Annotated in this window: 18 protein-coding genes; 14 read left to right on the plus strand and 4 right to left on the minus strand. The window is 67.6% G+C overall.

Annotated features, from left to right (window positions below; all coding sequences use genetic code 11):
* Positions 1-8: 8 nt before the first annotated feature.
* Together MHZ35_RS06690 and MHZ35_RS18005 are read right to left on the minus strand one after the other, a co-directional pair.
* On the minus strand, positions 9-1,271 hold the full coding sequence (locus MHZ35_RS06690) for a NupC/NupG family nucleoside CNT transporter (protein WP_239434911.1): 1,263 nt from the start codon (positions 1,269-1,271) through the stop codon (positions 9-11).
* The gene (locus MHZ35_RS18005) at positions 1,268-1,402 is read right to left on the minus strand and encodes a hypothetical protein (RefSeq protein ID WP_272695210.1); all 135 of its coding nucleotides are present in this window, start codon (positions 1,400-1,402) and stop codon (positions 1,268-1,270) included. The genes MHZ35_RS06690 and MHZ35_RS18005 overlap by 4 nt, the downstream gene beginning before the upstream one ends.
* Positions 1,403-1,455: 53 nt before the next feature.
* Between MHZ35_RS18005 and MHZ35_RS06695 the strand changes: the two genes are divergently transcribed.
* The 8 genes from MHZ35_RS06695 to MHZ35_RS06730 all read left to right on the plus strand — a co-directional run bounded on the left by MHZ35_RS06695 (position 1,456) and on the right by MHZ35_RS06730 (position 9,001).
* Positions 1,456-2,112, plus strand: a complete 657-nt coding sequence (locus MHZ35_RS06695; protein WP_239434912.1) for a queuosine precursor transporter — start codon at positions 1,456-1,458, stop codon at positions 2,110-2,112.
* Positions 2,109-2,417 carry an alkylphosphonate utilization protein gene (locus MHZ35_RS06700; protein ID WP_239434913.1) on the plus strand — a complete coding sequence of 103 codons (309 nt, stop codon included), beginning with the start codon at positions 2,109-2,111 and terminating at the stop codon, positions 2,415-2,417. Before MHZ35_RS06695 ends, MHZ35_RS06700 begins: the two co-directional genes overlap by 4 nt.
* A 200-nt stretch (positions 2,418-2,617) precedes the next feature.
* Positions 2,618-3,517, plus strand: a complete 900-nt coding sequence (gene argB, locus MHZ35_RS06705; protein WP_239434914.1) for an acetylglutamate kinase — start codon at positions 2,618-2,620, stop codon at positions 3,515-3,517.
* A 91-nt stretch (positions 3,518-3,608) separates the two neighbouring features.
* Positions 3,609-3,911: a YggT family protein gene (locus MHZ35_RS06710; protein WP_125961655.1), complete on the plus strand. Its 303-nt coding sequence runs from the start codon at positions 3,609-3,611 to the stop codon at positions 3,909-3,911.
* A complete protein-coding gene (locus MHZ35_RS06715; RefSeq protein WP_239434915.1) occupies positions 3,911-4,222 on the plus strand; it encodes a DUF167 domain-containing protein in 312 nt (103 codons plus the stop codon). The genes MHZ35_RS06710 and MHZ35_RS06715 overlap by 1 nt, the downstream gene beginning before the upstream one ends.
* Positions 4,219-5,094, plus strand: a complete 876-nt coding sequence (gene folD / locus MHZ35_RS06720; RefSeq protein ID WP_239434916.1) for a bifunctional methylenetetrahydrofolate dehydrogenase/methenyltetrahydrofolate cyclohydrolase FolD — start codon at positions 4,219-4,221, stop codon at positions 5,092-5,094. The genes MHZ35_RS06715 and folD overlap by 4 nt, the downstream gene beginning before the upstream one ends.
* A gap of 18 nt (positions 5,095-5,112) precedes the next feature.
* On the plus strand, positions 5,113-5,733 hold the full coding sequence (locus tag MHZ35_RS06725; RefSeq protein WP_239434917.1) for a MarC family protein: 621 nt from the start codon (positions 5,113-5,115) through the stop codon (positions 5,731-5,733).
* A 244-nt stretch (positions 5,734-5,977) separates the two neighbouring features.
* A complete protein-coding gene (locus MHZ35_RS06730) occupies positions 5,978-9,001 on the plus strand; it encodes a TonB-dependent receptor domain-containing protein (RefSeq protein ID WP_239434918.1) in 3,024 nt (1,007 codons plus the stop codon).
* A gap of 96 nt (positions 9,002-9,097) precedes the next feature.
* Here the strand turns inward: MHZ35_RS06730 and clpB are convergent, their stop codons facing one another.
* Positions 9,098-11,677, minus strand: coding sequence for an ATP-dependent chaperone ClpB (gene clpB / locus MHZ35_RS06735; protein WP_239434919.1), 2,580 nt, complete (start codon positions 11,675-11,677; stop codon positions 9,098-9,100).
* 65 nt (positions 11,678-11,742) lie between these two features.
* Here clpB and MHZ35_RS06740 point away from each other — a divergent pair, with 65 nt between their 5' ends.
* The 4 genes from MHZ35_RS06740 (at position 11,743) to MHZ35_RS06755 (ending at position 16,270) form a co-directional block, all read left to right on the plus strand.
* Positions 11,743-12,054: a hypothetical protein gene (locus MHZ35_RS06740; RefSeq protein WP_239434920.1), complete on the plus strand. Its 312-nt coding sequence runs from the start codon at positions 11,743-11,745 to the stop codon at positions 12,052-12,054.
* Between the two features lie 634 nt (positions 12,055-12,688).
* Positions 12,689-12,940, plus strand: coding sequence for a TonB family protein (locus MHZ35_RS06745; protein ID WP_239434921.1), 252 nt, complete (start codon positions 12,689-12,691; stop codon positions 12,938-12,940).
* A 133-nt stretch (positions 12,941-13,073) separates the two neighbouring features.
* The gene (locus MHZ35_RS06750) at positions 13,074-15,956 is read left to right on the plus strand and encodes a M16 family metallopeptidase (RefSeq protein ID WP_239434922.1); all 2,883 of its coding nucleotides are present in this window, start codon (positions 13,074-13,076) and stop codon (positions 15,954-15,956) included.
* An 11-nt stretch (positions 15,957-15,967) separates the two neighbouring features.
* Entirely contained in the window at positions 15,968-16,270 is a 303-nt protein-coding gene (locus tag MHZ35_RS06755) for a hypothetical protein (RefSeq protein ID WP_125961647.1), read from the plus strand.
* Between the two features lie 78 nt (positions 16,271-16,348).
* On the opposite strand, the gene MHZ35_RS06760 is transcribed toward MHZ35_RS06755, so the two are convergent.
* Positions 16,349-16,657 (minus strand): hypothetical protein, encoded by a 309-nt coding sequence (locus MHZ35_RS06760; RefSeq protein WP_239434923.1) that lies wholly within the window; start codon positions 16,655-16,657, stop codon positions 16,349-16,351.
* A 347-nt stretch (positions 16,658-17,004) separates the two neighbouring features.
* Between MHZ35_RS06760 and MHZ35_RS06765 the strand changes: the two genes are divergently transcribed.
* Together MHZ35_RS06765 and MHZ35_RS06770 are read left to right on the plus strand one after the other, a co-directional pair.
* Entirely contained in the window at positions 17,005-17,580 is a 576-nt protein-coding gene (locus MHZ35_RS06765; protein ID WP_132884353.1) for an outer membrane protein, read from the plus strand.
* Between the two features lie 131 nt (positions 17,581-17,711).
* The gene (locus MHZ35_RS06770) at positions 17,712-18,383 is read left to right on the plus strand and encodes a fumarylacetoacetate hydrolase family protein (protein ID WP_239434924.1); all 672 of its coding nucleotides are present in this window, start codon (positions 17,712-17,714) and stop codon (positions 18,381-18,383) included.
* Positions 18,384-18,421 lie beyond the last annotated feature (38 nt).

The following is an 18,421-nucleotide window of genomic DNA, read 5'->3' on the forward strand; positions in this document are numbered from 1 at the left end:
TCCCGGGTTCAGGACAGCAGCAGCCCGGCCAGGGCCGCCGACATCAGGTTCGCAAGGCTTCCGGCCACCAGTGCGCGTACGCCCAGCTTGGCGATCATCGGGCGCTGATTGGGCGCCAGGCTGCCGGTCGCGGCCATCTGGATCGCGATGGAGCTGAAGTTCGCGAAGCCGCACAGCGCAAAGGTGACGATGGCGACGGTGCGCGGCGACAGCTGGTCGCGCAGGTTGCCGAGCTCGATGAACGAGACGAACTCGTTCAGCACGACCTTGCTGCCGAACAGGCCGCCGGCGATGCCTGCCTCGTGCCAGGGGATGTTGAGCAGGAACATCACCGGCTGGAACACGGTGCCGATGATCATCTGGAAGCTGAGCTCCGGATGGCCGAACCAGCCGCCCACCGCCCCCAGAAGGCCGTTGGCGAGTGCGACCAGCGCGACGAAGGCGAGCACCATGGCCCCGACGGCGACGGCGATCTTCACGCCGATCTGCGCGCCCGTGGCCGCCGCCATGATCAGGTTGGCGGCCTTTTCCTCTTCGAGATTGACTTCCGCCGCGCGGATCGCCGCCTCCTCGTCCGCCTGCGCGTCCGCATCCTTTGCGGCGATCGGCGCGTCCGGCATGATGATCTTGGCCATCAGCAGCCCGCCGGGTGCCGCCATGAAGGAGGCGGCGAGCAGGAAGGGGAGCGACTGCGGGCCGAGGAAGGCGGCATAGGCCGCGAGGATCGTGCCGGCGACGCCCGCCATGCCCACCGACATCACGGCGAACAGCTGCGATGGGGTGAGGGTGGCAAGATAGGGGCGGATCACCAGCGGCGCTTCGCTCTGGCCGACGAAGATGTTGGCCGCGGCGCACAGCGACTCGACCTTGGAGACGCCGGTCACCTTTTCGATGCCCCCGCCGACCCAGCGGACGACGAACTGCATCACTCCCAGGTGGTAGAGGATCGAGACCAGTGCCGCGAAGAAGATGATGACCGGCAGGGCCGAGATGGCGAAGCTGTGGCCGCCCATCTCCGGCCGCGCGAGCGGGCCGAACACGAAGTCGGTGCCCGCCTGCGCATAGCCGAGCAGCGCGGAGACGCCAGCGGCGGCGGCCTGGATCAGGCGGCGGCCGAAGGGCACGTAGAGCACCAGCACGGCGATGCCGACCTGCAGCGCGAAGGCGGCGCCGACGACGCGCAGCCGGATGGCCCGGCGGTTCGTCGAGATTGCGAAGGCGATCGCAAGGATCACGACGATACCGGCCACGCCGATAAGAAAACGGTTCATTCCTGGTTCCGGCCCCGTGCCCGCTCGGCAGGCGTAGTGATGGTCACGTCGAGCTTCTGGCGCAGAAGCGCGGCGGGACTATGGCCAAGCGGCGCCCGCGGCAACAGTCCTTTCGTCGTGGGACGTTCCATTTCAGGCGGTTGCGCGCATTGACCGACACGGGAAAGCGTCTAGCGTCGCGCGAATGACTCCCCATCCTTCCACCGCGGTGCCGCGGTCGTTGTTCGTGTTCTCCATCTTCTACGGCGGCATGGTCTGCATCGCAGGCGTGCTCGGCAACAAGCAGGTCGCCGTCGGGCCGCTCGCCGTCGAAGCGGGTATCTTCGCCTTCCTGTTGCTCGTGACCGTCTCCAGCGCCGTCGCGGAACTGCACGGCCGCGCCATGGCCAACCGCCTGGTGCAGTTCGGCTTCGTGCCGCTGATCTTCTCGATCCTGCTGTTGCTCGCCGTGCTGACGGTGCCGGCCGCGCCCGAGATGGAGCCGGAGCGGCTCGCGGCATTCGAGTTGATGATGCGCGCGACCCCGCGCATCTGGGGGGCGGGCATCGTCGCCTATGGCGTATCACAGACGTTGAACGTCACCATCTTTGCCGCGATGCGCCGCGGGGTGGGCAAGTTCCTGTGGCTGCGGGCGGGAACGGCCAGCGCCCTGTCCCAGATCGTCGACACGCTGATCTTCATCACCATCGCCTTCTACGGCGCGTTCCCGATCGGCCAGCTGATCGTCGGCCAGATGATCGCCAAGGTGGTGCTCTCGATCGTGCTGGTCCCGCCGCTCATCTACTTCTTCGTCGCGCTCGGCCGCTGGCTGGACGGGACCCGCGCGGAGCAGGCGGCATGAGCGACGACTATATCTATGACGAGGCGACCGGCGAGTGGATCAGCCCGGCCGACGCCGCCGCTGCCGCCCCGGCGGAATCGCCGAACGGCGGCGTCGAGGTGCGGGATGCCGCGGGCAACCTGCTCGCCGACGGCGACAGCGTGACGCTGGTCAAGGACCTGAAGGTCAAAGGCGCGAACCAGACGCTGAAGCGCGGCACCGTCATCAAGTCGATCCGCCTGACCGGCGACGCGCAGGAGATCGACTGCCGCTACGAAGGCATCAAGGGGCTCGTCCTGCGCGCGGAGTTCGTGCGCAAGCGGTGAGGCTCGCGCCGCTGGGCCTCTCTTGAGTACCCCGGCGGAGGCCGGGGCCCAGTTGGGATCGCGTCGGCGAGGGCGCGCCAACTCTCGGGAGCCTCCGCAACTGGGCCCCGGCCTTCGCCGGGGTACGCGGGTAGGCCGGGCGCGGTAGCCGTCCCTCAAAATCTTTGGCGTGTCGCGCGCTTGGCGCTACAGGCGCGCGCATGACCGACCATTCCCCCGATCCCGCGATGCTTGCCAAGGCGGAGACGCTGACCGAAGCGCTGCCCTATCTCCAGCGCTACGCCGGCATGACCTTTGTCGTGAAATACGGCGGCCACGCGATGGGCGATCCCGAGCTGCAGCGCGACTTCGCCGAGGACGTGGTGCTGTTGAAGGCGGTCGGCATCAACCCGGTGGTGGTGCACGGCGGCGGCCCGCAGATCGGCGCGATGCTCAAGCGCCTGGGCGTCGAGACCCGCTTCGTCGACGGCCTGCGCGTGACCGATGCCGCCACGGCCGAGGTCGCGGAAATGGTCCTGGCCGGCAAGATCAACAAGGAAATCGTGTCCTGGATCGCTGCCGCTGGCGGGCGCGCGGTCGGTATCTCGGGCAAGGACGCCGGCCTCGTGCGCGCCGAGAAGGTACAGCGGACCGAACCCGACCGCAATTCGGGCGTCGAGCGGCACGTCGACCTGGGTTTCGTCGGCGAACCGGTCGCGGTCGACCCGACGCTGCTCAACAGCCTGGCGCGCGACGGCTTCATTCCCGTCGTGGCGCCGGTGGCGCTGGGCGCGGACGGCCATACCTATAACGTCAACGCCGACACCATGGCGGGCGCGATCGCCGGCGCGCTGGGGGCTGCCCGCTTCTTCCTGCTGACCGACGTGCCGGGCGTGATGGACAAGTCGGGCGAGTTGCTGACCGACCTTCAGCCCAAGGACATCGCCGCCTTGAAGGAAGACGGCACCATCCGCGGCGGCATGATCCCCAAGGTCGAGACCTGCGTCGCCGCCGTCGGCGCCGGCGTGGACGCGGCGGTGATCCTGGACGGTCGCATCCCCCACGGGCTGCTGCTGGAGATCTTCACGCGCCAGGGTGCAGGTACGCTGGTGCGCGCCTGATGCGCACCGCTTCCGCATCCGGGCAGCGGGCGCTTGTCCGCTGCCGTCCGGGTAGGGTATCGCTGCCCAAGACCGTTTCGGAGCCGCACCGTTGAACGTCCTGATTCAAATCATCGACTACCTGCTCAACGTCCTGTGGTGGGTGATCTTCGTCCAGTTCGTGTTGTCGATCCTGATCGCCTTCAACGTCATCAACACGCACAGCGACTTCGTGCGCAGCGTGTGGCGGGCGCTGAACGTCATCACCGAGCCGATCTATCGCCCGTTCCGCCGGATCCTGCCGGACCTGGGCGCGATCGACCTCGCGCCGATGGCGGTGCTGGTGACCATGGGCATCCTGCAGACGATCGTGCTGCCGGCGCTCTACCGGGCGACGCTGCCCTACGCGATCTGATGCGGGGCGGGGCGGCCTGGTCGCCCGACAAGCACGGCCTCCGCATCGCCGTCCGGGTGACCCCGCGTTCCTCGCGTGAGGCGTTCGGGGGCAGCGATGCCGAGCATTTCGCCGCCCGCCTGACGGCGCCCCCGGTCGAGGGGGCGGCCAACGCTGCCCTGGTGCAGCTGGTCGCGCGCAGCTTCGGCGTCCCCAGGCGCGCGGTGACGCTCGTCGCCGGCGACACGGCGCGCGTGAAGCGGTTGCTGGTGGAAGGCGACACCGCAACGCTGGAACAGACGGCCGCGAGCCTCTATGCGACCAAGGCATGAGCGCTGACATCATCGACGGGAAGGCCTTCGCGGCCAAGTTGCGGGGCCGGGTAGGCGAGGCCGCAGGAGCATTTGCCGAGGCCGCGGGCCGTCCCGCGGGACTTGCGGTGGTGCTGGTGGGCGAGGATCCGGCCTCGGCCGTGTACGTCCGGTCCAAGGGCAAGGCGACGGTCGCCGCCGGCATGGCGAGCTTCGAGCACCGCCTGCCGGCCGACACGGACCAGGCGACGCTGGAGGCGCTGGTCGACCAGCTCAACGCCGATCCTGCCGTCGACGGCATCCTGGTGCAGCTGCCGCTGCCGCGCCACCTGGATGCCGACGCAGTGCTGCTGCGCATCGACCCGGACAAGGACGTCGACGGCTTCCATCCGGTCAACGCCGGCCGCCTCGCTTCCGGCCTGCCGGGGTTCGTTCCATGCACGCCGCTCGGCTGCCTGATGCTGCTGCGCGACCGGCTCGGCGACCTGTCGGGGCTGGAAGCCGTGGTGATCGGCCGCTCGAACATCGTCGGCAAGCCGATGGCGGCCTTGCTGACCGCCGACAGCGCCACGGTCACGCTGGCCCATTCGCGCACGCGGGACCTGCCGGCGCACGTCGGACGCGCCGACATCGTCGTGGCGGCGGTGGGGCGCCCGAACTTCGTGCGCGGCGAGTGGCTGAAGCCCGGCGCGACCGTGATCGACGTCGGCATCAACCGCGTCGAAGGCGGGCTGGTCGGCGACGTCGACTTCGCCTCCGCAATCGAAGTGGCCGGGGCGATCACACCTGTGCCAGGCGGGGTGGGGCCGATGACCATCGCCGTCCTGTTGCGCAACACGCTGGTGGCGGCGCACCGCCGCGCGGGCGTGCCGCTCGACGACGCCACGCTCTAAGATCGGGGAGGGCCCGCCGTGCTCGAGCTGTTCATCTCCGCCCTGATCACCTTCTTCGTGGTGATCGATCCTCCCGGCTGCGCCCCGATCTATGCGGGGCTGACGGCGGGGGCGAGCGGGGTGCAGCGCCGCAGCATGGCGATCCGCGCGGTGCTGACGGCGGCCGCGATCCTGCTGGTGTTCGCGCTGTTCGGCCGCGGGCTGCTTCATGCGCTCGGCATCAGTCTCGACAGCTTCCGCATCGCGGGCGGCATCATGCTGTTCCTGATCGCGCTGGAGATGGTGTTCGAGAAGCGCACCCAGCGCCGCGAGGACCGCGCCGCCAAGATCATCGAGACGCACGAGGTGGAGGACGTCTCCATCTTCCCGATGGCGATGCCGATGATCGCGGGACCGGGCTCCATCGCCAGCGTGATGCTGCTGATGGGGCAGACCGACGGCACCACCGCCAAGCTGGTCGTGCTCGCCGCCCTGGCCAGCAACCTCCTGCTGATGCTCGTCGCGCTGCTCGCCGCCGCCCCGCTGATGCGCCTGCTGGGTGCCAAGATCGAAGCGGTGATCACCCGCGTGCTGGGCGTGCTGCTGGCGGCGCTCGCCTCACAGTTCGTGATCGACGGCCTGCGGGCGAGCTTCTTGTAACCCGCGGCACCCTTTGTTGCGGTTCTGCTACACGCACGACAGAAAATTTCGCGGCCGACGCAACTTTCTTTACAGTCCGGTATTCGCGAGCCATCCCTGGGGAATGCGGGCGTAAGGGCGCCTGTAATTCCGATGCCCGGACCAGCGTGCGGGCACACAGGGGGACAACAAGTTGATGAGTTCTTCCACGAAGCGCACCGTCCTGCGCGGAACCACTGCACTTTCTGCTCTTGCTCTGATCGGCGTGACTGCGCCTGCATTCGCTCAGACGGCCACCACTGTCGCTCCCGATGAGGCCACCACGGTCCCCGCGCCTGCTCCGCAAGAGACGGCGACCGAGGAGACCGGCGCCGACATCGTGGTGACCGGCTCGCTCTTCCGTCGTACGGACGCGGAAACCCCGTCGCCCGTCACCGTCCTGAGCTCCGAGTCCCTCGAACAGCGCGGTATCAACACGGTTGCAGAAGCGGTGCAGCGCGTTTCGGCAAACGGCGCCGGCACGATCTCGCAGGGCTGGAACACCGGCAGCAACTTCGCGACGGGCGCAAACGCCGTATCGCTGCGCGGCCTGACGGTGCAGTCGACGCTGACCGTGTTCGACGGCCTGCGCATGGCGCCGTATCCGCTCGCGGACGACGGCCATCGCAACTTCGTCGATCTGAACACCATCCCGAGCGCGATCATCGACCGGATCGAAGTGCTGCGCGACGGTGCATCCTCGACCTATGGTGCGGACGCGGTCGCGGGCGTGATCAACGTCATCACCAAGAAGCAGATCGAGGGGCTCCACCTCAACGGCTCCGCCGGCATCTCGGATCGCGGCGACGCGGCCGAGCAGCGGTTCGACGCGACTTGGGGCTACGGCGATCTGAAGGAGCAGGGCTTCAACTTCTACATCAACGGCGAGTATCAGCGGAACGAGGCGCTCTATGCGCGTGACCGCGGATTCCCGTACAACACGGCGGATCTCAGCAGCCAGTGCGCCCCGTCGATCGGCCGCCCGGAAGTGCGCGACGCCAATGGGAACATCACCCAGACCGCCATCGCTCCCGGCACCACCACCTGCCGCGCCAATGGCATTCGCAACGGCTTCAACGTCGACGGCGGCTTCAACGGTCTGCTTTCCACCACCGTCCCTGTTGCACGTCCCGTGAATGATGCGGGTGCAGGCACCGGCCGTTATAACCTGATCAACGCCGCCGCGGGCTGCCGTGATCTTACCGCCGTCACCGTCCTGCCGAGCCAGTCGGCCACGGCAGGCTCGATTCAGTGCCAGCAGGATTTCCGGAACCAGTATTCGCAGCTGCTGCCCGACCAGGAACGCCTGGGCTTCGCCGGTCGCTTCACCGCCAACGTCGGTGATCGCGCGCAGGTGTATGCGATCGCCAACTATTACCAGACCAAGACGAAGACGCAGCTTTCGCCGCTCGGCTTCAACAACCAGACCACCCCGCCGGGCACCGTCCTGCTCAACCCGCTCTACCTCCCGGTGTATGTCTGCGCCGGTGGCGTGGGGTCGCTCACGATGCTCGACACCGGGTGCAATGCCACCAACGGCACGCTCAACCCGAACAACCCGTACGCGGCAAGCGGCCAGCGCGCCCAGATCCTGTCGCTGTACGACCAGCCCCGTATCATCGAGTCCAAGGCACGCGCGCTGCGCGGCGTCGTTGGGATCTCGGGCTCGTTCGGAAGCGACTGGAACTACGCAGCCGACTTCACTGCGTCGAACGTCCAGCTCGACATCAACCAGGCGAACTTCCTGATCCCGCAGCGGATCATGGATGTGGTCGCACGCGGCACGTACAACTTCGTCAACCCGGAGCTGAACTCGCAGGAGGTTCGCGATTATATCGCGCCGCTCAACAGCACCCGTTCGGAATCCGATCTGTGGCAGGCAAGCGCTACTCTGACCAAGGGTATCGTCCGGCTGCCGGGTGGTCTGCTCCAGGCCGCGGTCGGCGTCTCGTACCGTCACGAGTCGATCAACAACCCGAGTGCGAACCCGCAGAACGACTCCTCGCCGTATGATCGCTATTACGGTGTGAACTCGGTGGGTGCGATCGGCAGCCGCAACGTCCGCTCGGCGTTCTTCGAAATCAACGCGCCGATCCTCGAGCAGCTCGAGATCAACGGTTCGGGCCGGTACGACGACTACTCGTCGGGCCAGAGCAACTTCTCGCCGAAGATCGGCGCGAAGTTCACCCCGATCCGCGAGCTGGCGCTGCGGGGTACCTATTCGAAGGGCTTCCGCATCCCGAGCTTCAACGAAGCCTTCGGTCTTCCGACCACCGGCTACGTAACTCGGCAGCTCGACCGCAATGACCCGGCGCAGCTGGCGTTCATCAATGCGCATGGCGGCAACGACTATGCGACGGGTCAGTTCTCCGTGGGTAACACGACGACGGGTAACCCCAGCCTGGATCCGGAAAAGTCGACCAGCTGGACGGTGGGCGCAATTTTCGAGCCGATGCGCCGGGTCAGCCTGACGGTTGACTATTGGAACATCCGCATCGACGGCATCATCGGCGCTGCCGACGACACGGGCGTGTTCGAGCAGTACTATGCCAACAACGGCGTCGTGAACATCCCGGGGATCGCGGTTCGCCCGGGCATCGCGGACGTGAACTTCCCGAATGCGCTGCCGCACCTGGGCTTCATCGAGTCCTCGTTCCAGAACGGCGACTCCCAGAAGGTGTCGGGCATCGACTTCGGCGCGAACGTCGAGTTCCCGATCAACGACAACATCACCTTCATCAGCAGCCTGGAGGCGACGTATCTGCTCAAGTTCGAGCGGATCACCGAGTCCGGCAACGTCCAGCGGTATGACGGCACGCTCAGCCCGTGCGACGTTACTTCGTGCTCGGGTGCTCCGAAGTGGCGCGGCAGCTGGCAGAACACCCTCGTCATGGGCGATGCGTCCATCACGGCCACTGCCTATTACACCAGCGGCTACGACCTCGCGTCGATCGACTATGACGGTGTGAAGGGCGACTGCCTTGCCAGCATCGGCGCTTCGGTCGTCACCTATCGCGATGGCGTGACCCCGGTTCTGTGCGAAGGTCCGGAAACCTGGAACGTCGATCTGACGGCTAGCTACAAGATCAACGACAAGTTCACGCTGTACACCAACATCCTGAACGTCCTCGATCTGAAGGCACCGTTTGATCCGAGCGCTGCGTACAGCACGGGTCAGTACAACCCGGCATGGGCGGGTGCGAACATTCTGGGTCGCTTCATCCGCGTCGGTGCGAAGGTCGATTTCTAAAGAATCACCTCGACCCAACCAAGAAGGGCCGCCTCGGAAGAGGCGGCCCTTTTTTCGTCAGCATTGCCGAGCGAGTTCTCGCTCAACGCCCGCCCCTCAGTCGACCGTCAGCCGCAGCGCGCCCTCGCCTTCGTCGACGGTTACGGTCGAACCATCCCGGACCTCGCCCTTCAGGATCAGGTCGGCGAGCGGGTCCTGCAGGTAGCGCTGGACGGCGCGCTTCAGCGGCCGCGCGCCGTAGACGGGGTCGTAGCCCACCCGGCCCAGCCAGTCGCGGGCGGCGTCCGTCAGGTGGATCGTGATCTTGCGATCCGCCAGCAGCTTCGCCACGCGACCGACCTGGATGTCGACGATCGGCGCCATGTGAGCGCTGCCCAGCCGGTGGAACAGGATGATCTCGTCCAGCCGGTTGAGGAATTCCGGGCGGAAGTGCGCGCGCACCACGTCCATCACCTGCGGCTCGACATCCTCAACCGATTGGCCCTCGGCAAGGTTGGTGAGATACTGGCTGCCGAGATTCGAGGTCAGGATGATGATCGTGTTCGAGAAATCGACCGTTCGACCCTGGCCGTCGGTCAGGCGCCCGTCGTCCAGCACCTGGAGGAGCACGTTGAACACGTCGCCGTGTGCCTTCTCGACCTCGTCGAACAGCACGACCTGATACGGCCGGCGTCGCACCGCTTCGGTCAGCACGCCGCCTTCCTCATAGCCGACATAGCCCGGAGGGGCGCCGATCAGCCGCGCGACCGCGTGCTTCTCCATGAACTCGCTCATGTCGATGCGCACCATCGCGTTGGGATCGTCGAACAGGAATTCGGCGAGCGCCTTGGTCAGCTCGGTCTTGCCGACGCCCGTCGGCCCCAGGAACAGGAACGAGCCGAGCGGACGGTTCGGATCCTGTAGCCCCGCACGGCTGCGGCGGACGGCGGTGGAGACCGCGCGCACCGCTTCCGACTGGCCGATCACGCGCTTGCCGAGCTGCTCCTCCATGTGGAGCAGCTTTTCGCGCTGGCCTTCCTGCATGCGGTCGACCGGAATGCCGGTCCAGCGGCTGACCACCGCGGCGATATCGTCGGCGGTGACCTCCTCGCGCAGCATGGCGCCCTTGGTCTGGCTCTGCGCCTCCTCCAGCTGGCGGGTGAGGGCGGGAATGCGGCCGTAGGAGAGCTCGCCGGCGCGGGCGAGATCGCCCTGGCGCTGCGCCTGCTCCAGCTCGACGCGCGCGGCATCGAGTTGCTCCTTCAGCTTCGCCTCGGCGCCGATCTTGTCCTTTTCGCCCTGCCAGCGGGTGGTGAGCTCGGCCGATTGCTGCTCAAGGTTGGCGAGTTCCTCCTCCAGATTGGCGAGCCGGTCCTGCGAGGCGGCGTCGCTCTCACGCCGCAGCGCCTCCCGCTCGATCTTGAGCTGGATGATGCGGCGGTCGAGGGTCTCGATCTCCTCGGGCTTGGACTCCACCTCCATGCGGATGCGCGAGGCGGCCTCGTCCATCAGGTCGATCGCCTTGTCGGGCAGGAAGCGGTCGGTGATGTAGCGGTTCGACAGGGTCGCCGCGGACACCAGCGCGCCGTCGGTGATGCGCACGCCGTGGTGCAGCTCATACTTCTCCTTCAGGCCGCGCAGGATCGAGATGGTGTCCTCGACCGTCGGCTCGCCCACGAACACGGGCTGGAAGCGCCGCTGCAGCGCGGGGTCCTTTTCGACGTACTTGCGATATTCGTCGAGCGTGGTGGCGCCGATGCAGTGCAGCTCACCCCGGGCGAGCGCGGGCTTGAGCAGGTTGCCGGCGTCCATCGCGCCTTCCGATTTGCCCGCGCCGATCAGCGTGTGCATCTCGTCGATGAAGAGGATGATCTGGCCTTCGGCGCCCTTCACCTCGTCGAGCACGCCCTTCAGCCGCTCCTCGAACTCGCCGCGATACTTCGCGCCGGCGATCAGGCTGCCCATGTCGAGCGCCATCAGCGTGCGGTCCTTGAGCGTGTCGGGTACGTCGCCGTTGGCGATGCGCAGCGCCAGGCCCTCGGCGATCGCGGTCTTGCCGACGCCGGGCTCGCCGATCAGAACCGGATTGTTCTTGGTGCGGCGGGCGAGGATCTGGATCGTGCGGCGGATTTCCTCGTCGCGACCGATGACCGGATCGAGCTTTCCGGCGTGCGCCGCCTCCGTCAGGTCGCGCGCGAACTTCTTCAGCGCGTCATAGCGGTCCTCGGCAGTCGCGGTGTCGGCGGTGCGGCCGCCGCGCAGATCGTTGATCGCGGTGTTGAGAGCTTCGGCGCGCACTCCTGCGGCGGCAAGCGCCTTGCCCGCGGCAGTGTTGGGGGAAAGCGCAAGGGCGAGCAGCAGCCGCTCGACGGTGACATAGCTGTCGCCAGCCTTCTGGGCGACCTGCTCGGCCTGGTCGAGCACGCGCACCGCATCATTGTCGAGCCCGGGCGTCTGCTGCGCGCCGCTGCCCGACACGGCGGGGATCTTCGCCAGGGCCGCGTCCGTGTCCGCCACGGCCCGCCGCGGGTCGCCCCCGGCGCGCTCGATCAGCCCGGCGGCCATGCCCTGGTCGTCCTCGAGCAGCGCCTTCAGCAGATGCTCGGGCGCGATGCGCTGGTGGTTGAGCCGGATGGCGACGGTTTGCGCCGCCTGGAGAAAGCCCTTCGCGCGGTCCGTGAATTTCTCTAGGTTCATGACAAATCCCTGTTATCTTCGGGAACCAAGGTGGTGTTGCTTTTATGCAACACAAGAGGTGCGTGATGCTGACACTCGCGTTGTTGACCCTGGCTGCCGTTCAGGATGCGCCACCGCCGCCGTCGGTCAATCTGGTTGTGCCGGCCGGCCCCTGCAAGCCCACCATCGACGGCGTCGCCGTCACGCTCGACGGCCTGCGCGCGACGACGGCACGCTGGGCCGCCACCAAGCAGGAAGTGCGGTTCGAGCCGGACGCGAAGGCCGCCGAGACCTGCATGCAGGACGTGCTCAAGATCCTCGCCGCGGCTGGCGCAGGGGAGCGGTTCCCGATCGCGTTCGTGGACAACGAAGCCTTCACCGGCGTCGAGGGCGGCTGACGCCCGGCGCTCACGGGCGATCGCGAGGGGAGGGCGGACCCGTTTCGATGCTTGCGGCTGCTGCGGCGGCCGCTACTCTGATGCGGTGAAGTACGCCGCTGCTTCCCGTCAGCCTCCCGGCGCACCCCTGTGGATGCGGACGGCGGGGTTCGGCTCGGCGATCCTGCTGCATCTCCTGGCGTTTCTGCTGCTGTTGTGGCTGTGGGCACCGGTTCCGCCGACTGCGGGGCCCGAACAGCGCAGGCTGACCCTCTGGGAGCTTCCGCCTCCGCCTCCACCGCCGCAACCTCTTCTGCAGCCCACCGAGCAGCGCGTGCCTCAGCCGCAGGCGCCGCCTGCGCAGGAGATTGCCGGGGGCAGCCGGGGAGGGAGCCCTCCTGCTTCCATACCCGCACAGCAGGCTGTCGAGCCCCCGCCATTGCCCCTGGTGCCCGTGCGCCCCGCGGCACCCGCGCCCATCGCGGCACCGTCGAGCGGGAACGGCGGTTCGACGGGCGATGCCAACGGGTCTGGGGCCAGCGCCTCGGGAACCGGTAGCGGGAGCGGGGATGGCACGGGCGTCGGCAGTGGGCGCGGCGGGGCGGAACCTGCGATCACGGTAGCGCGCTGGGTCCGGCGCCCCGGCTTTCGAGAGTTGAACCCGTCGATCCCTTCAGAGGTCCGCAAGCGCGGCATCTCGGGCACGGCCTATCTGGTCTGTCGGGTCCAGAGGAATAAACACCTGCGCAACTGCTCGGTGCTCAAGGAGACGCCGGCAGGAAGCGGCTTCGGCGCGGCGGCGCTGGCGGCGTCGCCCAAGTTCCGGATCTATCCGCCGGAGGTGGACGGCAAGCCGTCCGATCTGGCGTGGGTGATCGTGCCGATTGAATATCATTTCCAGGAGTAAGGGGCGGACAACGCGCCCCTCGAAATGCCGGGCTGCGACGACGCGATGATTTCGTACGACGAGCCGCAGTTTTCGTTGTCAGTCAGTTCGTGAGCCCATAGGCTCGCGCTTTCCGCTCCGATCGCGAGGTTTCATGTTCCGCTCCTTCGCCTATGCCCTTGCCGCTTCCACTGCACTCGCCAGCGGCTCCGTCGCCTGGGGCGCGCCGCTTCCGGCGCAGACGGCACCGGCGCCCACGGCGCAGCTGCCGGCCGCACCGCTCGCGGAGCTCATTCGTCCGGTGGACATCCCCCACGAGAAGTTCACGCTGCCCAACGGCCTGACCGTGATCGTCCATACCGACCGGAAGGCGCCGATCGTCGCGGTCTCGACCTGGTACGACGTCGGCTCCAAGCACGAGCCCAAGGGCAAGACCGGCTTCGCGCATCTGTTCGAGCACCTGATGTTCAACGGATCGGAGAATGCACCCGGCGATTTCTTCGCGCCGCTGCGCGAAGTGGGGGCGACCGACTTCAACGGCACGACCTCGTTCGACCGCACCAACTATTTTGAAACGGTGCCCCGGGCGGCACTGGACCGCGCCCTGTTTTTGGAAAGCGACCGCATGGGCTATCTGCTCGGCGCGATCACCCAGGGCGTGCTCGACGAGCAGCGCGGCGTCGTCCAGAACGAGAAGCGTCAGGGCGACAACCAGCCCTATGGCCTGGTCAAGTACAAGATGACCGAGGGCCTGTTCCCTGCAGGCAGCCCGTACCATCACTCCGTGATCGGCTCGATGGCGGATCTGGATGCGGCGAGTCTGGAGGATGTGAAGACCTGGTTCCGCAGCCACTACGGCCCGAACAATGCGGTGCTCGTGCTCGCCGGGGACATCACCGCGGCAGAGGCGCGGCCGCTGGTGCAGAAGTATTTCGGCAGCATTCCGAAGGGGCCGGAATCGGCGCGTCCGGCCATCACCGTGCCGACGCTCTCTGCGCCCAAGGTCGAGACGATGCGCGACCGCGTCGCCACCACCCGCGTCATGCGCATGTGGGCGGTGCCGGGCATGGACAGCGCCGATGCGACCGCGCTGGACGTCGCGGCAGGGGCGCTCGGCGGGCTGGGCAGCTCGCGGCTCGACAATGTGCTGGTACGGCAGGAGAAGCTGGCGGTCTCGGTTTCCGCCTCCAACCAGACGCTCGCGCAGGCGGGCATGTTCGTGATCAGCATGGACGTGCGCCCGGGCGTGGATGCGAAGCTTGCCGCACAGCGGCTGGACCAGGTCGTGGCCGACTTCCTGCGCACCGGCCCGACGGCGGAGGAGGTGCAGCGGGTCGCCACCGTCACCGTCTCCGGCACCGTCGCGGGCCTGGAGGCGGTCGGCGGCTTCGGTGGCAAGGCGGTCGCGCTTGCGGAAGGCGAGCTCTATCTGCGCGATCCCGACTATTACAAGAAGCAGCTCCAGCGGCTCGCCGCCACGACCCCGGCGAGTGCCAAGGCGGCGGCGACCAAGTGGCTGTCGCGGCCGGTCTATGCGCTGACGGTGGAGCCGGGCGCGCGCGACGCCTATGAGGAGACGCAGGCGGCGCCCAAGGTCCCCGCCGGCAACGCCGCGCCCACGCCCGCGTCGGCGGAAGGTCCGGCAAAGGGTACCCGCGGGGCCATGCCGGCGGTCGGCCAGGTGCAGGACCTGAGCTTTCCCGCGATCCAGCGGAGCCGCCTCTCCAACGGCATCGAACTCGTCTATGCGCAGCGCACGGCCGTGCCGGTGACGCAGATCGCGATCAGCTTCGACGCGGGTGCGGCCGCGGATCCGGCGGGCAAGCTCGGCACCCAGGCGCTAACGCTGGCGGTGATGGACGAAGGAACCACCACCCGCAATTCGGTGGCGCTGGCAGAGGAGCAGGAACGCCTCGGCACCCGCATCTTCTCCTCGAGCTCGCCGGACCTGACCTACATCGGCCTGGGCGGGCCGAGCGCGAACCTTGCCAGCAGCGTGACCCTGCTCGCCGACGTCGTGCGCAACCCTGCCTTCGCTCCGGCGGAAGTGGAGCGGCTGAAGGCGACGCAGCTCGCCCGCATCGCACAGGAGATGACGAGCCCGGGCGGTCTGGCGAGCCGCGCGATGCCGCCGCTGCTCTATGGCAAGGATTCGCCCTATGCGAAGCTCGCCGCCGGCAGCGGGGACCCGGCAGCGGTTCAGGCGCTGACTCGCGACGATCTCGCCGCCTTCCACCGCGCCTGGCTGCGCCCGGACAAGGCGAAGGTCTTCGTCACGAGCGATCGGCCGCTCGCCGAGGTGCAGGCGGCGCTCGAGAAGGGCTTCGGCGACTGGCGTGCCAGCGGGCAGGCCGGGGTCAAGAACTTCGCATCCGCGCCCGTGCAGGCCACTCCCAGGATCCTGCTGATCGACCGGCCGGATTCGCCCCAGTCGTTGATCTATGGCGCGCAGCTGACGGCGGAGAAGGGAACCGACGACCTGCTCGCGCTGAACACCGCGAACGATGCGCTGGGGGGCAACTTCCTGTCGCGGATCAACATGGACCTGCGCGAGGAGAAGCACTGGTCCTACGGCGCCCACGGATCGGTGAACCAGCTGCCCAACGCGGTGAGCTATGTGATCTCGGCGCCGGTCCAGGCCGATCGCACCGGGGATTCGATCGCGGCCCTGCAAAAGGACGTGCGCGAGTTCCTGACCACCAACGGCATGACCCAGCAGGAGTTCGACCGGACGATCACGGGCGAGACGCGCGAGCTGACCGGCCGGTTCGAGACGTCGGACGCGGTGCTGAACGCGATGATCTCGAACGACCTGCTCAAGCGGCCCGACGATTATTACGCGACCATCACCGACAAGTACCGCGGCTTCACCCTGCCGCAGCTCAATGCAGCCGCCCGCAAGGCGCTGCGCCCGGACCGGTTCGTCTACGTCGTGGTCGGTGACGCCAAGGTCGTCCGGCCCCAGCTTGACAGCCTGGGGCTGCCGGTCGAGGTGGTTGCAGCACAGCCCGCAGCAAGCGCGCAGGGCAGCAAGTAGGAGAGCGTAGCATGGCAGATATCGACGGCAGCTGGGATACGGTGACCAAGACGCCGCTGGGCGAGCAGCAGGCGACGCTGACCATCCGGCAGGAAGGCAGCGGCTTCACCGGCACCTATTCCGGCGCGATGGGCTCGGTCGACATCGAGAACGGCCAGGTCGAGGGCGACACGCTGCGCTGGAAGGTGTCGGTGACCGTGCCGATGCCGCTGACGCTCGACTGTACCGCGCGGATCGAGGGCGACACCATCACGGGTGACGTCGGCGCCGGTGCATTCGGCAGCTTCCCGATGACGGGAACGCGCGTCGCCTAAAGGCGCAGCCATACGCGCATACGAAAAGGGCCCGCTTGCCACTTCGGCAGGCGGGCCCTTTTTCATGGATGCGCGATCCTATTCGACGATCACGACCGGGATGCGCCGGATCGGGCGGCCTTCCTCGGCCATTTCCTTGCGGAAATCATGTTTGGCGTCGGCGACCTCACGCCGATACTCGGCCCAGGCATCCTCCCGGTCCGCTTCGTCGTCCGCGCGCGCCAGGTCCTTGCGGAGCTCACGCTTCGCTTCGCTGATGTCGGTCTTGTAGTCGAGATAGTGGGAATTCGCGTCCGAGTAGATCGGCGCCCGGCTCCGATCCCCGGCGAGGGCGGGGGTGGCGAGCACGGTTCCGGCGGCGGCAAGGGCCAGCATGGTCTTGTACATGATACGCTCTCCTGATGGCACCTGCCGCAAACCGGTGTTGCCAAGCGGGAGTTCCGCTGTTGCCGCAAGCGGTGCCGTGGCTGCGCCGAGCCGAGGCAATCGGGCTTTACAAATGCAAAAGGCGTGATTGCCACATCTCGGCCACGTTTCGGCGGCTCCCCTGCCGCAGTTGGCGCGCTTTGTTCACCCCCGCGTCAGGAACTGTTGCCGAAAGGCCACTGGTTCCAACTGAGTGGCGCCGCGAAACGATCGCGGTGCAACATTCCTGATGCTGGCCGGTTAACGGAGCCTCGGATAGCCGGCGCACCAACGACACCGGATCCAAACGAGTAACAGAGGTACAGAGTATGCGTAAGTTCACGCTTGCGGCCGCCGCCGCCGCCGCCTTCGTCGCCATGCCGGCTTATGCGCAGGACGAGGCCCCCGATGGCTCGCGCGCGTTCGGCATCGATCCGTATGTCGCCGTGCTGGGTGGCTGGGAGCAGTTCGACAACGAGCCGAACGAAGCAGGCATTCCGGCTGCGACCCGCGGCCGTCTCGACGGCAGCCTGGTCCAGGGCATCGTCGGCTTCAACGTGCCGCTCGGCCCCGTGTTCGTGGGCGCCGAAGGCAATGTCGCCAAGGGCATCTCGGGCGACATCGACTGGGAGTATGGCGTTGCTGGCCGCGCGGGCGTTCGCGCTGGTGAGAGCGGCCTGATCTACGGCAAGGTCGGCTACCAGTGGGTGAACTTCGCAGCGTTCGGCAAGGACAGCCCTGACTATCACGCCATGACCTACGGCCTCGGCTTCGAAGTCGGCCCGAAGGACATCGGTCTCGGCGGCATCACCGACAACGCTGGCGTCCGCCTCCGCGCGGAAGTCACCACCTTCGGTGACGCCCAGAGCCTCCGCCCGATGGCGGGTCTGGTCGCGCACTTCTAAGCGCGATCGTGTAACTGCGTACCGGAAGGGGCGGGGTTCGGGAGATCGGACCCCGCCCTTTCTGCGTCCGGAGGATGCGAACGCCGGCCGTCCCCTGGCCGGCCGGGCAAGGGGGGGCTATCCTGCGCCTCATGAAGCTTCCCACCGTCCACGCGCCAAGCCTTGCCATTCACGACAGCAGCGCCCGTTTCCCCGTGCGCCGCATCTATTGCGTCGGCCAGAACTATGCCGAGCACGCCCGTGAAATGGGCAATGATCCCGATCGGCAGCAGCCCTTCTTCTTCTCGAAGCCGGCCGATGCGGTCGTCCCGACCGGCACGGTCATCCCGTTCCCCACGCGGACGCAGGACCTTCACCACGAGGTGGAACTGGTGATCGCGCTGGGTGCCGGAGGATGCGACATCCCGGTTGAAGACGCCGAGCAAATGGTTTTCGGCTGCGCGGTGGGGATCGACCTCACCCGCCGCGACCTTCAGGCGGTAGCCAAGAAGGCGGGACGTCCGTGGGACATGGCCAAGGGCTTCGACCAGTCGGGGCCGGTCGGCCCGCTTGTTCCCGGGCCGGTGCCGCGGGACGCCGCGATCACGCTCGCGGTGAATGGCAGCCCGCGGCAGTCGGGCAGGCTTTCCGACATGATCTGGGCGCCCGCCGAGATCGTCGCGATCCTCTCCACCTACGTCGAACTGGCGCCCGGCGACCTGATCTTCACGGGCACGCCCTCCGGAGTCGCACCCCTGAACCGCGGAGATGCCGTCGAGGCTGTTGTGGAAGGGCTGCCGCCGCTCACCTTCGAACTGGTATGAAGGTCCCGCGGGAGCAGGGCGTTTGCTCCCGCGGGATA

The sequence above is a fragment of the Sphingomonas sp. ACRSK genome (genome assembly GCF_022346685.1).
Taxonomy (GTDB): Bacteria; Pseudomonadota; Alphaproteobacteria; order Sphingomonadales; family Sphingomonadaceae; genus Sphingomonas; species Sphingomonas molluscorum.

Bases quoted from the DNA above. Each gene is read 5' to 3' on its own strand.
- MHZ35_RS06690 (WP_239434911.1), bottom strand. From the start codon at position 1,271: ATGAACCGTTTTCTTATCGGCGTGGCCGGTATCGTCGTGATCCTTGCG.
- MHZ35_RS18005 (WP_272695210.1), bottom strand. From the start codon at position 1,402: ATGGAACGTCCCACGACGAAAGGACTGTTGCCGCGGGCGCCGCTTGGC.
- MHZ35_RS06695 (WP_239434912.1), top strand. From the start codon at position 1,456: ATGACTCCCCATCCTTCCACCGCGGTGCCGCGGTCGTTGTTCGTGTTC.
- MHZ35_RS06700 (WP_239434913.1), top strand. From the start codon at position 2,109: ATGAGCGACGACTATATCTATGACGAGGCGACCGGCGAGTGGATCAGC.
- argB (WP_239434914.1), top strand. From the start codon at position 2,618: ATGACCGACCATTCCCCCGATCCCGCGATGCTTGCCAAGGCGGAGACG.
- MHZ35_RS06715 (WP_239434915.1), top strand. From the start codon at position 3,911: ATGCGGGGCGGGGCGGCCTGGTCGCCCGACAAGCACGGCCTCCGCATC.
- folD (WP_239434916.1), top strand. From the start codon at position 4,219: ATGAGCGCTGACATCATCGACGGGAAGGCCTTCGCGGCCAAGTTGCGG.
- clpB (WP_239434919.1), bottom strand. From the start codon at position 11,677: ATGAACCTAGAGAAATTCACGGACCGCGCGAAGGGCTTTCTCCAGGCG.
- MHZ35_RS06740 (WP_239434920.1), top strand. From the start codon at position 11,743: ATGCTGACACTCGCGTTGTTGACCCTGGCTGCCGTTCAGGATGCGCCA.
- MHZ35_RS06750 (WP_239434922.1), top strand. From the start codon at position 13,074: ATGTTCCGCTCCTTCGCCTATGCCCTTGCCGCTTCCACTGCACTCGCC.
- MHZ35_RS06755 (WP_125961647.1), top strand. From the start codon at position 15,968: ATGGCAGATATCGACGGCAGCTGGGATACGGTGACCAAGACGCCGCTG.
- MHZ35_RS06760 (WP_239434923.1), bottom strand. From the start codon at position 16,657: ATGTACAAGACCATGCTGGCCCTTGCCGCCGCCGGAACCGTGCTCGCC.
- MHZ35_RS06765 (WP_132884353.1), top strand. From the start codon at position 17,005: ATGCGTAAGTTCACGCTTGCGGCCGCCGCCGCCGCCGCCTTCGTCGCC.
- MHZ35_RS06770 (WP_239434924.1), top strand. From the start codon at position 17,712: ATGAAGCTTCCCACCGTCCACGCGCCAAGCCTTGCCATTCACGACAGC.